The sequence below is a fragment of the Nocardia sp. NPDC004340 genome (assembly GCF_053602575.1).
On the sequence record NZ_JBSGDW010000020.1, the window covers coordinates 1 to 13,897 of the forward strand.

A 13,897-nucleotide genomic window follows, 5' to 3' on the forward strand; every position below is an offset into this window, starting at 1 on the left:
TTCCCTGCGGCGGTGGTGGGGTCGGCCCCCGGTGGGGGTGGTGTTGTCGCAGCGAATTCGCTGCGACACCACCAACACGTCACTCGCCGAAATCGAATTCTCCGGCGCGCACACCCGAGGTGAACGCGCGCCATTCGGATTTCGTGAACCACAAAGTCGGGCTGTGCCTATCCTTGGAATCACGCACCGCGATCTGATCTTCGTGGAATGCGACCTCGACGCAGTCGCCGCCACCGTAACTGAAACTGCTCTTGGCGAACCTCGGACCCCGACGTTCCCCGTGAACCACATTGCGGTTCATGACATTCATTCCTTCCCCCCGGAGGGCCACTCCCCATGACCCTGCACGCGAATCGCTGACGCCGAACACAGTGCTATCCGAACCACCTGCCACGCAACTGAATTCATCCGGACCTCCGGCCCGGCGCATCGAAATGCTCATACACGCAACCTTACGGCGACCCACCGACAGATTCTGATGCCTCCACGCACCCCCAACCTTGTCCGCCGCTGGTCAGGCTCGCTGCGCCGACCCGAGGCACGTCAGCGTCAATAATTCGGTTTACCACCAGGATTCGCGCTGCTACCGTCATCTCAACAATCACGACGCGACCGTAGAGGAGGGCACCGGAATGGCACGACAGCCACTGCTTCACCAGCAGAGCTGGACCACCCGCCGCGCCCAGCTCCGGCGCGCACCCCGCGTATCCGCTCTCCGCCGGATCCGCAGCAACGCCTGAGTTCTTCCACCCATTCAGGCCACTCCGAGTAAACCCCTCTTTTCACACCCCGCGCACCTCAGCGCAGAGCAGATGTCAACGCCGACATCCGCGCGGGGCCACGTGTCCGTAGCTCAGCGGAAAGAGCACCTGATTACGAATCAGGCGGCCGGAGGTTCGAATCCTCCCGGGCACACCAACTCTCGATGAAGCGTGGTGTAACGGCAGCATGACGGACCCTGACTCCGCCGATCCAGGTTCGAATCCTGGCGCTTCAGCTCGATCAGCCCTGCGCGATTTTCTGCTGCACGGCGGCCGCGAGGATTGTGTCGCCGTGGGCGGTGGGGTGCCAGGGGAAACCGAGGAGTTCGGTGCGGGGGTCGAAGGCGCCGGCTACCCAGGCGTCGGGGGTGCAGGCGCCGTGGCCCGCGGTGACGGCTCGGGAGTCGAGGAAGGTGACCTTCAGGATCGCGGCGGCTTCGCGTTGGGCGGTGTCCATGTGGTCGAGGAACTCGGTGATGGCTCCGGCTCGGGGCTGGACGGCGTCGATGCCGAGGATCCCGGCGCAGGCCGAGGTTTGACCGGGGGTGTGGATCTCCGGGTAGCCGACGAAGATGATCTGGGCGTTCGGGGCGTAGTAGCGGATGTACTCGACGGCCTTGCGGACGCGGTCGGCGTAGGCCTGGCCGGTGATGGTGGCCGGGTCGGGGGCGCGGCCCTCGGCGGCGGCTTCGACGTCGCAGCCGTTGCTCAGATCGATCAGGCAGGAGTAGGCGCGGGACAGGGCGACGGGGTTGTCGGTTCCCCAGGCGTCGTTCATGCCGAGCTGGATCGTGACGGCTCGGGTGCGGGGGCCGAAGGCATTGTCGGAGGCGGCGCGTTTGACCTGGTGGACCAGGGTCCAGCCGGAGGTGTCGATGGTGCCGCCCTGACACGAGGTGTCCTCGACGTCGTCCGGGGACAGGCCGAGGCGCTGGGCCAGCTGGGTCGGCCACGAGGTGGGGACGTGTTTGCAGTCCGGGTCGCCGCCCGCGTTCAGCAGGTCGAGGATCTGGCCGTTGGCGGAGAAGGAATCGCCGATCGTCACGAGCGACTTGCCGTCGGGCGTCTCCGCCGTGGCCGGGGGCGCCATCGTGGCGAGCACCGCGGCGGTCCCGCAGACCGTGGATGCCGCGACCAGCCGCAACCGAGCCGAACTCTTCACTACCCGTGTACCTCTTCACCGATCCGAATCGAAACGCCCACTGTAACCGCGCGACGGGAGCCCCGAGGTTCGATCACGAATAATCCGAAATCCAGACGTTTCGATTCGCAGTTCGTCGATCCAGTCGACGACCCGCTGCCAACCGGAGGGATGCGACCAGCGTTTGTGGTTGGCCAGGGCCGAGGAGCCCTGTACTACCCGTGGATGCGCTTCCGGAACGAAAACTGGCTGAAGCTCGCCATCTTGACCTGGGACTCGGTCGGACGGATTCAGCCGCGGCTCACGATGGACGTGGATTCCGATCTGGTGACGCAGTTGCGGGCGGAGACGGACTTCCTCTTCGGAGTAGAGCCTTCGCCACACGAGCTCGTGGCCATCGCGGACGTGTTCCGGGAGATCGTGGACCTGGGTGGTGACGATCTGCGCAAGCGGTTCTCCTGGCAGCAGGCGGTCGAGGAGGCCTCCGGCACGCGGGCGATATCGGGGCCGCGCGCCGACTACCCGGGCCTGCGGTGGGTGCACGCGGGGCAGACCGGGCCGAAGATGGCTGCGCCGCTGCTCAGTTCGTTCGAGGCGGCGGATCTGGCCGTTGTCGTCGACGAGGACGATGCCGTCTATGTCGGGTTGCATCCCGCGCTCGCGCGGATCTATCTGACCGCTCTGGCCGACGTGGTGTCGCGGCATCGCGCGCTGGCCCCGGCCACCGATGATGTGGACGCCCACAGCGCCGTCGGCACTCTGGACCGCCTGTACGAACTGCTGCTCGACGAGGACGCGGAGGTGCCCGCGATCGGTGACGTCGAGGGCGCGTACATCCATCTCGCGGTCGAGGCGTCCATCCGGCCCGACCATCTCGAGGCGGTTCCACTGAGCACGCTGATCTCCTTCCGGGAACGCTACGGCGGCGAGCTGTCGGCTTTCCGCGCTCATGTCGCGTCGTTGTCCGACGAACTGGGAACCATTGCCGCCCTAAAGGATCCGGTGGCCGCGGAGAAGCACCTGCAGAGCGTCTACAACGGCAAGACCAAGCCGCAACTGGACGAGCTCCGTCGCGCGCTGCGCGCGCTGGGCGTCGAATCCGGCATCGGGCTGCTCGGGATCAAGGTCGACGTCGGTAAGACCACGGCGGGCGGGCTACTCGGAGTCGGTCTCGCTACCGGGACTCCGGCCACCATTGTCGGCGGGGCCGCGCTCGCGGTCGGGTCCTACGTGGCGGACCGGCGAAAGGCCCGGCGCACCGCGCACCGTGAGTCGCCCGTCTCGTACCTGCTGGCGGTCGACAAGGAGCTGTCGGGCCGGTCGCTGATCGACCGGATGCGGCGGCGCGGTCGATAGCCGCTCAGCGCAGGATGATCGAGGCGGCGTGTTCGCCGATCATCATGGTGGCGGCGTTGGTGTTGCCGCCGACGATGCTGGGCATGATCGAGGCGTCGGCTACTCGGAGGTTGTCGATGCCGCGGACGCGGAGGGTGGGGTCGACTACGGCGCGGGGGTCGGTGCCCATGCGGCAGGTGCCTACGGGGTGGTAGACGGTGGTGGCGCGGTTGGGGATCTCGGCGGCGAGGTCGGCGCGGGTGGGGTAGGTGGGGCCGGGGGAGATTTCGGTGTCGACGGCGGGGGTGATGGATTTGGCGGACATGACTTCTCGGGTGAGGTCCATGCCGTAGGCGAGGGTGTCGAGGTCGTTCTGGTCGGCGAGGTAGTTGGGGTCGATGGCGGGGGCGGCGGTGGGGTCGGCCGAGGTGAGGCGGAGGGTGCCGCGGCTGCGGGGGTAGATCATGGTGACCATGATCGTGAGGGATTGGCGGGGGTCGGGGATGTGGCGGGTGGGGGCGTCCTGGTTGGGGCCGGGGTAGCTCCAGGGCAGGACGTGGAGTTGCAGGTCGGGGATGCCGGTGGTGTAGGGGGTGCGCAGGAAGGCGACGGCTTCGAAGACGCTGCGGGCCAGCCAGGTGGTGTTGTTGCGCAACGATTCCCGGACGAAGGCGCGGGCGAAGTAGGCCGGGGAGGAGCGGCGCAGGGCGGTGGGCATGGCGAAGGACATGGGGACGAACAGGTGGTCGTGCAGATTGTCGCCGACGGGGAGGTCGGCGGCGACGTCGATGCCGAAGGCGCGCAGGTGGTCGGCGGGACCGATGCCGGAGAGCATGAGCAGGTGGGGTGAGCCGAAAGCGCCTGCGCTGACGATGATCTCGCGGTCGGCGTGCAGGATCTCAGTCCCGTTGCCGGTGCGGTATTCCACGCCGACGGCCCGGCCGTTGTCGATCACGATGCGCAGGACCTGCGTATTCGCCAGCACGGTCAGGGTTTTCGGCCGGTCGTCGAGGTAGCCGACCGAGGTGCTGGAGCGCAGGCCGTCGCTGTTGCTCTGCTGCAGGATCGAGACGCCTTCCTGTTCCGCCCCGTTGTAGTCGGGGTTGAGCGGCAGGTCGGTGGTCTCGGTGAAGGCCTGCATGAACGATTCGGAGGCGGGGGTCAGGTCGCGGGCCCGGATCACCTTGATCGGGCCGGAGTCGCCGCGGAACTGGTTGGCGCCGTCCTCGAAGGACTCGAATTTGCGGAAGCTGGGCAGCACGTCCTCGTAGGACCAGCCGGTGTTGCCCTCGGCGGCCCAGTCGTCGAAGTTGCGGCGGTTGCCGCGCACGAACACCATGCCGTTGACGGAGCTGGACCCGCCGACCACCTTGCCGTGGGTCTGCGGGATCCTGCGGCCCAGCGCGTGCTTCTGTTCGACGGTGTAGTGCCCCCAGTCGATGAGCTTCTTGAGCTGGGGCACGCTGTGCATCGGGCCGATCATGCCGGGTTTGCGCATGAGCCGGGAGCGGTCGGAGCGGCCCGCCTCGAACAGGGTGACGGTGGCGCCGGTGTCGGCGAGCCGGCGCGCGATGATGGCCCCGGCGCTGCCGGAGCCGATGACGATGTAGTCCGTAGCAGCCATGATCAGCCCTTCCGCCACACAAGTCTCGTCCCGTCCGGGCCGCGAAACTAGAATGTGTTGCGAAAATACTCGAAAGCGGCCGCACAGGAACCCGTTTCGGAGCCCGGATCACGGCGACAGTACTGTCACATCCGGATCGGCTCCGGCGCCGAAGACCACCTGGCGGTCGCGAAACCGTCATGCAGTTGTGTCGCCGCCTCGCGCCTTCGTTCATCTGATGGTGGCCGCGGCGCGGCACCCTGGTGCCGGGTACGCGGGCCCGCCACGCACCACGACAGCAGGATGTGCAGAACCCTTGGTAATCCTCACGGAACGACGCCGCCCGGCGGAGCGGGAACAGACCCTCGCCCCGGTGACGCCCGCACCCACGCCCGCCCGCGACGGCGACTACCCAGCGCGCGGCAGCGACTACGCGGCCCTGATGCGGCGGGTACGGCAGGCGGGCCTGCTGGAACGGCGACTGCGGTACTACGGGTGGAAGACCGGTCTCACCGTTGGTGTTTTCGCGCTGGGCTGGGCGGCGTTCGCGGCGATCGGCGACTCCTGGTGGCAGCTGGGGACGGCGGTGTTCCTGGCGGTGGCGTTCGCGCAGGTCGCGTTCCTCGGGCACGACGCCGGGCACCGGCAGGTCTTCCGGACCCGGCGGGCCAATCATTGGTTCGGCCTGTTCGTCGGCAATCTGGCGACCGGGGTGAGCATCGGCTGGTGGACGAGCAACCACAATCGCCATCACGCGCACCCCAATACCGAGGGTGAGGATCCGGATGTCGGCGGCATTCTGGCCCACTCCGCGGGCCGGGCGGTCACCGGAAAAGGCTGGCGGCGCTTCATCTTCCGCTATCAGGCGTGGCTGTTCTTCCCGATGCTGCTGCTGGAGGCGGGCAGCCTGCACTTCTCGAGCGTGCGCGCGATCCTGACCTGGCCGATCCGGAACAAGGTCCGCGAGGGCGCGTTCCTGGCCGCGCACGCCGTCCTCTACCTGTCAGCGGTGTTCCTGGTGCTGTCGCCGGTCAAGGCGCTGGTCTTCATCGCCGTCCATCAGGGCCTGTTCGGCTTCTACATGGGCTGCACCTTCGCCCCCAACCACAAGGGCATGCCGGTCCTCCCCGAGGGCGACAGCACCGATTTCCTGCGCCGCCAGGTCCTCACTTCCCGCAACGTCCGCGGTGGCGCGCTGGTCGATGTCGTGCTCGGCGGCCTCAACTACCAGATCGAGCACCATCTGTTCCCGTCCATGCCCCGCTCCGCGTTGCGTGACGCCCAGCCGATGGTGCGAGACTTCTGCGCCGAACTGTCCATCCCCTACGCCGAAACCTCGTTCCTCACCTCCTACGCGCAGGCTCTGGGCCACTTGAACGACGTCGGCCGTCAGGTGCGTTAGGCACTCGCCACCGACAGAACTGGTCAATTGTCTGAATTCGGTCATGGAACGCGGTTCCGGTTGCGAGAATCCCGGGACGATCGGTTTGCCCGGTCGTAGCACAGTCCGGAAGACGGCGTCCGGACAACCGCGATGATCAGGAGTAACCGATGGCAGCGCTCGATCAGATCCCCGATCCGGTGGTCACGGTCGAGTCGGTGCTGATGTTCTGGCTGACCCGCGGCGATATCGTCGCGATGCTCGGCGCGGCGCGGCTGCGGGACATGCGAATCCAGGTGGACGCGTTGGCGCGGCGGTTCGGCGGCCTGGCGGCGGCCGAGCTGACCCCGGACCGGTTGCGGGCCGCCTACCGGCTCGACCCGGCCACCGATGCGGCCGATCTGGCCGCAGGAGCCGAAAGGGCAGTGCTGCAACTGGCTTTCGCGGCCGCGGTCGAATCACGCTTGATAGCGGCCAATCCCCTGCTCGGCCCGCTGGCGCCGCCGTCGGCCGCCTACGCGACCCCGCCCGATCGCGACCGGTTCGATGGCTGGGCAACGATTCTCTCGCCGTTCGCGCCCGCCCCCGCCCAGCCCCGCGGGGTTCGTTTCAGCTCGGCGAACGCTCCGCGCGGCGGCTATCTCCCACCCCGCGGCCGGCTCACCGCCGCGCTGGCACGGCAATAGATGCGGCCGACAGCAGCGAACACCGTGCCCTGCGTGCCACCGACGCCGAGGCGATAGCAGAGCCATATAGATTGGGGGACATGCTGTATGGCCGTGCACACGAGGAACAGCGGATCAGCACTCTGCTGAACGGGGCTGCGGACGGCCACAGCGGCGCGGTGGAGATCGTGGCCGACGCGGGTGGCGGGAAGACAGCGCTATTGGACCGCGCGGTGGAGCTCACCGGCGGCAACTGGCGGGTCCTGCGCTGCGCGGGCGTGGAGGGCGATTCGGAGCTGCCGTTCTCGGGACTGCAGGAGTTGCTGATGGCGGCCGGCGGTCATGCCGACGCTCTCCCGCTGGACGCCCTGCCCCGCCCGCAGGCCGATGCCCTGCGGGCGGTGATCGGGCTGCGGGTCGCCACCGAGCCGATCGACCGCTTCCTGGTCGGTCTGGCGACCCTGTCGCTGCTGGCCGAACTCGCCGAGGGCGGCCCGGTGCTGTGCACGGTCGACGATGTCCAGTGGCTGGATTCCGCTTCGGCGCAAGCACTTCGGTTCGCGGCGCGCCGGCTCGGCGCCGAGGGCATCGTGATCCTGTTCGCGAGCCGCGTCGAGGCGGTCCTGCCGCGCGTGCCCGACCTGCATCTGCCGCCGCTGGATACCGCGGCCTCGGCGCGGCTGCTCGCCGACAACTGGCCGGGGCTGCGGCGGGACATGCAGGAACGGATTCTGCGGGAGGCAGCGGGGAATCCGCTTGCGCTGCTGGAGTTTCCGCGGATGAATCTGGACGCGCTGCCGGTCGGGCCGCTGCCGTTGCCGCATCGGCTGTCCAGCGGCTATCGGCAGCAGATCGCGGAACTCTCGCCCGCGTCGCGCACCGCCTTGCTGGCGGCCGCGGCGGAGACGGCCGGTGATCTGCGACTGGTGCTGCACGTGCTCGACGCCCTCGGCGTCGATCCGGCGGGCATCGCCGAGGCTGAGGCCTCGAGCCTGATCGACGTTACCGTGCAGGCGATTCGGTTCCGCCACCCGCTGGTGCGGGCGGCGGTCTACCACGGTGCGTCGTTCGCCGAGCGCCAGCCCGTGCACGCCGCACTGGCCGCCGCGTCCGACGATGATCCCGATCGCCGCGCCTGGCATCTGGCGGCCGGGACCGTCGGCCCGGACGAGGAGGTCGCGGCACTGCTGGAATCGGCGGCGCTTCGCGCTGTGGATCGAGCCGGTTACTCGGCGGCCTCGGCGGCCGTGGAGCGGGCCGCCGCCCTGACCACGGATCTCGAAAACCGTAACCGCCGAATACTTCTGGCGATCGAGTGGGCCGCTGCCGCGGGCGCCTATCAGCGTGCCGGCGAACTGGGCCGGTCGGCCGGGCAGCTGCCGCTGGCTCCGGACGAGCGGGCGCGGCTGGGCTGGGCGAAGGCGCTGATCGCGTACGAACAGGGCGACCTGCGCAGGTCGCAGGATTCGCTGTTCGCGGCGGCCGAGGAGGTGGCCGCCGTCGAACCCGAGCGCGCTGGACCACTGTTCATGGAGGCGGCCCGCTCGTCCTGGGTGCTGGGTGATCCCGCGACCGCCTACCACGCGCGCACCCGCCTGGCAGAGTTGCGCTTACCGCCCGAACAGCGGTCGTCGTTCCTCCGCGCGCTCGACGGAGCACTGAATCTGCATTCCGGCGAGCTCGCCGAGGGCGTCACGCGGATCCGGGCCACCATCGCCGAGAGCCATCGTTCCGACGATCCGGCGCTGATGCTGGCCGCGACCGGGCAGGCCATGCTGATCGGCGATCTCGAGGACGCCCATACGCTGGCGCAGCGGTTCTCGGGCGCCGCCCAGTGTCATGGCCAGGTCGGGCGGTTCTCGACGGGAGCCATCTACGCCGGTGCGGCGGATCTGATGCTGGGCCGGCTGTGGGAGGCCGAGGAGAAGCTGGCGCACGCCGTCCGGGTGTCCCGGGACATCGGTCAGCTGGGCGAGATCGGCTTCGGCGAAGGCTATCTCGCGCTCATCGCCGGGATTCGCGGCGATGAGCTGCGCTGCCTGGAACTGCTCGATCACCCGCGCCAACCGCACGGGCAGGACAATTTCATCAACCACGTCAACCACGAATGGGCCCGAGCCCTGGTCGATCTCGGACACGGGCGCTACGAACCGGCGTTGGACCGCCTCGACACCCTGCACCGTATTCCGAACCGTATCCGCGGCCACTGGCTGCACCTGCTGCGCGATCTGGTGGAGGCCGCGGTGCGCGCACGCCGGCCCGAACGGGCGACGCATGCGGTGGAGGAGATCGATCGGTGGTCGGCGGCACTGGGTTCGCCTTTCGCCGAGGCGATCTCGGTGCGCTGTCAGGCCATGCTGCACTCCGACGGCGACGCCTACGCGCGGGCGCTGAAACTGCTGGCCGCCGAGGGACTCTGGTACGACCACGCCCGTACGGCGCTGCTCTACGGCGAGTGGCTGCGCCGCGAACGCAGCATCGGCGAGGCCCGGACGCAGCTCCGCGCCGCGGTCGAGACCTTCGATCGGCTCGGCGCGATTCCGTGGGCGGCGCATGCCCGCAACGAATTACGCGCCGCGGGTGATCTGGCGCAACGGCCGGAGACTCCCCCGGCGGCGGAGACTGCCACGTTGACGCCGCAGGAGCTGCAGGTGGTCCGGCTCGCCGCGGCCGGCGCGACGAACAAGGAGATCGCGGCCAAGCTGTTCATCAGCCCGAAAACCGTGAGCCACCACCTGTACCGGGCTTTTCCGAAGCTCGGCGTCAGCAAACGCGTCGAGTTGGCCCGGCACACGTCCTTGTGACCGGCACGGGTCCCCTATCGGCAAGAAATAGGGCATTCGTCCGATGGACCCCATGTACCTCGATTCCTACTGTCGACGTCAGGTTGGCGAAAGGGTAGGAACATGATTCGAAAGTCTCTGGTGGTTCTCGCGGCGGGCGTGCTGATCGGCGCGCCCGCGACCGCGACGGCGCAGGCCGCACAGCCCGAAGCGGTCGCGGGTGTGCAGGACGTGGCGATCAGCACGGGGTCCGCTGCCGCGGACGTGGTGATCAACGGTTTGATCGCGGCCATCTTCGGGCCGAACGAGCCCGGCAAGTGCAAGTTCCCGTACTGCTTCTGAGCGATATCGCGGTCGCGGACCAGGCGATCGATCGAGGAACCCCGGGCCCCGCGGCCCGGGGTTCTCATCTGAAAGGACCACTCGTGAAACGAATCATCGGAATCGTCGCGGCGGCCGCCGCCGTGAGCCTGGCGGTGGCCGGCTGCCAGGACCAGGTGACGACGCCCAGCGGTGGGTCGCAGGCGCCCGCCACCACCGTCAGCGCGGCGGGATCCGCGCCGGCCACGGCGCCCGCGCAGTCGCCGGAGAATCCGCCGCAGTCTCAGGGGAATCCGACTCAGCCTCAAGAAAATCCGACTCAGTCCCAAGGGAATTCGCGGCCGCCGGCGGACACCGCGCCCGCCACCGCGGCCAATGGCCGGTGCGTCAGTCTGACGTCGCCGGTGGTCACGCAGGCGCTCGGTACGCTGGGCGGCGGCGTGGGCGGGGACGGGTTCTATGCCGAGAGCGGCACCGACGCGGCCGTCGGCTCCTGCCCGGCACTGCTGTGGGTCCGGGCCGGGACTCCGCACGGCACCGCCAGTTCGCCCTGGCATGTGATGCTGTTCAACCACGACGGCTACCTGGGCACGGCGACCAAACGGTCCACCTCCTACACGAGCGTGGTCGGATCCTCCGATCGCACGGTGCAGGTGCAGTACCGCTGGCTGACGGGGAACGACGCGAACTGCTGCCCGTCGGGCGGCCCGTCCGTGGTGACGCTGACCCTCGGATCCGACGGGCACAGCGTCACGCCCGACCGCGACTTCCCCGCACAGGCCATCGCGCCCAAGTGAGCCCGGGCGCGCCGATCAGCGCGCGACGTCCGCAGGTACAGACCCTCCGGTTGCAGGGCTCCGTAAGCGGCCAGTCGGACCGTGCGGGAGATGAACGTGGGTGTACCGCAACAGGTTTCGATACCTACCTGCGGTCGCCTCGGGCTGTCCGGCGGGGGTTCATCGATCACTGCGCGATGAAATAACTATAAAGTTGCCGAAGTCGTTTCGCCAGTGCGCTTTCGGTCACGAGACGTTGGTATTGGGACAACTTCGCGCGCCCCGGCGACACCCCGGTGCACCGCACCGCTCCCCCACCGCCGCACCCGCATCACTCCCGGAACCAGCCCCGATGAAGATCGATTTCCGGCCCGCGGGTGCCAATTTCGGACATTCGTGCCAGGCCCGTCGGCACAGGATGGCGCAATCAGCGGAGCCTTGGCGCAATCGGGGCTGGCCGTGTTGCCCGCGATTCACGAAGCTGGAAGCGGGATCCGGGCGCACCGGCCGCGCCGCGGGTGTACCCGGAGACCTCCAACCGTTCCGCCGATGCGTCAGCCCGGCGGCGGTGGCAATCCCGAGGACCAGAGGCGACACCGGTGATCAATCACAGGCCGGCCCAGCGTCGGTATCGAATGCGCCCGATCTCCAGTACCGCGCTACTGGTGGATTTCGCGCTGGGCCGCGGCCTGTCGATCGCATCGATCCTGCGGCACACCGGCATCCGCGACGTGCAGCTCGCCAATCCCGGCACCGAGGTCACCTTCACCCAGCACGTGGCGGTGATCCGCAATATCGTGCACGGCATCGGCGACGAGGCGGGCTTCGGCCTGATGGCGGGCCTCACCTGCCATCCCCCGCAGATCGGCGCGGTCGAACGCGCGGTCGTGAGTCAGCCCACGGTCCGGCAGGCGTTCGAGGTGGCCATCCGGTTCGCCGAGCGGTCCTGCTCGCTGGCCCGCCACACCATCGAAACGCGCGGCGACGAGATCGAGCTGGTGCGTGACGATTCCATGCTGCCCGTCGAAATCCGGCGATTCGCCCTCGAGCACGATATCGGCGCCCTGGTCAGCATGCAGCGCGACGCGGTGCAGATGCGGCAGCCCATCAAGCGGGCCGAGACCACCGTGGCCGCCGACCCGGTCTACGAGGGCATCGCGGTGGTGCTCGGCGTCCGCGACCTCCGGTTCGAGGCGCCCCGCACGGTGCTGGTCCTGGACCCGCTGCTGCTGGATATGCCCATGCCGCAGGCGAATCCACGCTTCGCGGGCCTCTACGCGGTCCGCGATGACGGCCGAGCGCCCCGCCACCCGACCCGCACGCGCTTCGACGACGGCTACGGGTGGCGCTGATCGCGGTGCGCGTCAGGAACGTCCCGCCAGCACGGATCCGTCCGAGACACGGCGTTCGGCGATGGACTCCCATCGGCGGGCGGCCCGCCGAATCGCCTGTGGGCCCGAATATCCCAGGATCTCGGCCTGTCTGGCCCGGCCCAGTTGCTGCCCGACGGTGTCGGCGCGGCGCAGTCGTTCCAGCCGTGCGCGGTCGAGTTCCTGCCGCCAGGTGGTGCCCGCCTCGGTCAGCCGGCGCTGTAGGGTGCGGCGGCTCACCATGAGTCGTCGTGCGACGGTGGCGAGCGAGGCGTCGCCCGCGACGAGGGCTTCGGCGAGCGCCTCGGAGACCTGATCGACCCAGGCGCTGGCCAGCGGTGGCGGCGGGGGGACGGTGGCGGCGGCCTTCTCGAGGATGGCGCGCAGCACCGGGTCCGCGGTGGTGAGCGGTATGTCCATATCGGCGGCGCGGAAGGTGATGGAGTCGTCCGACGCCCCGAACTCGATGGCCCGAGTGCCGACCAGGTCGTGCAGATCGGCGTAGTTGCGCGGGGCCCGCTGCCGTAGTCGGACCCCGACCGCGTCGAACGGCCCCGCCGCGACCCGGCGGGCACGTCCGGGCAGGGAGGCGACCGCCCACAGGTGGGTCAGGTCGCGGGCGGTGTCGTCGCCCTCGATGATCTCGAAGCCGAAGGTGATGTCACCGTTGTCCTCCTCGGTGCGGGACAGCCGGTGGTTGGTGGTGATATCGCTGATGAACGGCCCGACGGTGGCCAGGCCCTCCCCGATGGTGGCCGAGGTGGAGAACAGGTAGTCGCAGAGCCCGCCCGCGCCGAGGGCGAACCGGCAGCCCAGCCGGGCGGGGACGAGCGGATCGTCGAGGGCGCGCGCGGCCACCTCCCACAGGCGCGCGTAGGCCGGGCTGGGGACCTGGATGTCCCCGTCGCGCATGGACCAGTGTGGAATACCAGCCTCTCGAAGCAACCAGTCGGTATCCAACCCGTTCGCCGTCAGCTCGGTAATGGCGAACCTGTGCAGGGACAGGCGATATGTGGTCTCCAAGATTCCTCCGGCCGCGCGCACAGGACCACTCGTTGCTGTCGAAAACGTAGTCACAGACCGCGGGATCCGGGGGCGACATCAGCCGATTGGCCGAAAAACGAACCCTGTCGGCCGCACCGGAATTCAGAGGATTCACCGGGCCGGTTCGTGACGAACCGACCCGGCGGAGGATCAGTGGTGGTGGTCGTCGTCGCCGTGCGGGTGGCCGTGGGCGAGCTCGTCGGCGGTGGCGTCACGCACGTCGACCACCTTGACCGCGAAGTTGAGCCGCTGACCGGCCAGCGGGTGGTTGGCGTCGATGATGACCTCGTCGCCGTCGACCTGCTGGACGACCACGATCTGGGATTCGCCGTCCGGGGCCTCGGCATGGAACTCCATGCCCGGCTCGAGCTCGTCGACGCCCTCGAACATGTCCCGCGGCACGCTGCTGACCAGTTCGGCCAGGTAGTCGCCGTAGCCGTCCTCGGGCTCGACCACGACGGTCAGCTCGTCCCCGGTGCTCTTGCCCTCGAGCGCCTGCTCCAGGCCCGGCACGATGTTGTCCGCGCCGTGCAGGTAGATGAGCGGCTCGTCGCCGACGGAGGTGTCCAGCACCTCGCCGTCGTCGGCCGTCAAGGTGTATTCGATGGAGACGACCTTGTCAGCGGCGATCGACATGGGTGACCCTTTCGCAGAGGAATGCGGACCGCGCAAATGTAACCCGGACCCTCCGGTTCGCTACCGTCGGCGTCGACAACA

General features: G+C 68.9%; 12 protein-coding genes and 2 tRNA genes. 9 read left to right on the forward strand and 5 right to left on the reverse strand.

Features of this window, described 5'->3' with window-relative positions; genetic code table 11:
- Positions 1-79: 79 nt before the first annotated feature.
- A complete protein-coding gene (locus tag ACWEOI_RS35005) occupies positions 80-442 on the reverse strand; it encodes a DUF397 domain-containing protein (RefSeq protein WP_433672309.1) in 363 nt (120 codons plus the stop codon).
- Between the two features lie 400 nt (positions 443-842).
- On the opposite strand from ACWEOI_RS35005, the gene ACWEOI_RS35010 reads away from it, so the two are divergent.
- Both ACWEOI_RS35010 and ACWEOI_RS35015 read left to right on the forward strand, forming a co-directional pair.
- A tRNA-Arg gene (locus ACWEOI_RS35010) sits at positions 843-918 on the forward strand.
- 8 nt (positions 919-926) lie between these two features.
- Positions 927-997: transfer RNA gene (locus ACWEOI_RS35015), tRNA-Gln, on the forward strand.
- Between the two features lie 5 nt (positions 998-1,002).
- On the opposite strand, the gene ACWEOI_RS35020 is transcribed toward ACWEOI_RS35015, so the two are convergent.
- Entirely contained in the window at positions 1,003-1,923 is a 921-nt protein-coding gene (locus ACWEOI_RS35020) for an SGNH/GDSL hydrolase family protein (RefSeq protein WP_452362346.1), read from the reverse strand.
- Positions 1,924-2,166: 243 nt separating this feature from the next.
- Between ACWEOI_RS35020 and ACWEOI_RS35025 the strand changes: the two genes are divergently transcribed.
- Positions 2,167-3,258, forward strand: coding sequence for a DUF6236 family protein (locus ACWEOI_RS35025; protein WP_452362347.1), 1,092 nt, complete (start codon positions 2,167-2,169; stop codon positions 3,256-3,258).
- A gap of 4 nt (positions 3,259-3,262) precedes the next feature.
- Here ACWEOI_RS35025 and ACWEOI_RS35030 read toward each other — a convergent pair whose 3' ends face one another.
- A complete protein-coding gene (locus tag ACWEOI_RS35030; RefSeq protein WP_452362348.1) occupies positions 3,263-4,861 on the reverse strand; it encodes a GMC family oxidoreductase in 1,599 nt (532 codons plus the stop codon).
- Between the two features lie 352 nt (positions 4,862-5,213).
- Here ACWEOI_RS35030 and ACWEOI_RS35035 point away from each other — a divergent pair, with 352 nt between their 5' ends.
- The 6 genes from ACWEOI_RS35035 (at position 5,214) to ACWEOI_RS35060 (ending at position 12,118) form a co-directional block, all read left to right on the forward strand.
- Positions 5,214-6,242 (forward strand): fatty acid desaturase family protein, encoded by a 1,029-nt coding sequence (locus ACWEOI_RS35035; RefSeq protein ID WP_452362349.1) that lies wholly within the window; start codon positions 5,214-5,216, stop codon positions 6,240-6,242.
- Between the two features lie 149 nt (positions 6,243-6,391).
- Positions 6,392-6,907, forward strand: a complete 516-nt coding sequence (locus ACWEOI_RS35040; protein ID WP_452362350.1) for a hypothetical protein — start codon at positions 6,392-6,394, stop codon at positions 6,905-6,907.
- An 80-nt stretch (positions 6,908-6,987) separates the two neighbouring features.
- A complete protein-coding gene (locus ACWEOI_RS35045; RefSeq protein ID WP_452362351.1) occupies positions 6,988-9,690 on the forward strand; it encodes a LuxR C-terminal-related transcriptional regulator in 2,703 nt (900 codons plus the stop codon).
- Positions 9,691-9,792: 102 nt separating this feature from the next.
- Positions 9,793-10,011 carry a hypothetical protein gene (locus ACWEOI_RS35050; RefSeq protein ID WP_452362352.1) on the forward strand — a complete coding sequence of 73 codons (219 nt, stop codon included), beginning with the start codon at positions 9,793-9,795 and terminating at the stop codon, positions 10,009-10,011.
- Positions 10,012-10,094: 83 nt separating this feature from the next.
- The gene (locus tag ACWEOI_RS35055) at positions 10,095-10,787 is read left to right on the forward strand and encodes an LppP/LprE family lipoprotein (protein WP_452362353.1); all 693 of its coding nucleotides are present in this window, start codon (positions 10,095-10,097) and stop codon (positions 10,785-10,787) included.
- 578 nt (positions 10,788-11,365) lie between these two features.
- Positions 11,366-12,118, forward strand: a complete 753-nt coding sequence (locus ACWEOI_RS35060) for an AraC family transcriptional regulator ligand-binding domain-containing protein (RefSeq protein WP_452362354.1) — start codon at positions 11,366-11,368, stop codon at positions 12,116-12,118.
- Positions 12,119-12,130: 12 nt separating this feature from the next.
- On the opposite strand, the gene ACWEOI_RS35065 is transcribed toward ACWEOI_RS35060, so the two are convergent.
- Together ACWEOI_RS35065 and ACWEOI_RS35070 are read right to left on the reverse strand one after the other, a co-directional pair.
- Positions 12,131-13,180, reverse strand: coding sequence for an AraC family transcriptional regulator ligand-binding domain-containing protein (locus tag ACWEOI_RS35065; protein WP_452362355.1), 1,050 nt, complete (start codon positions 13,178-13,180; stop codon positions 12,131-12,133).
- 150 nt (positions 13,181-13,330) lie between these two features.
- A complete protein-coding gene (locus ACWEOI_RS35070; protein ID WP_357097191.1) occupies positions 13,331-13,816 on the reverse strand; it encodes an FKBP-type peptidyl-prolyl cis-trans isomerase in 486 nt (161 codons plus the stop codon).
- Positions 13,817-13,897: the final 81 nt, after the last annotated feature.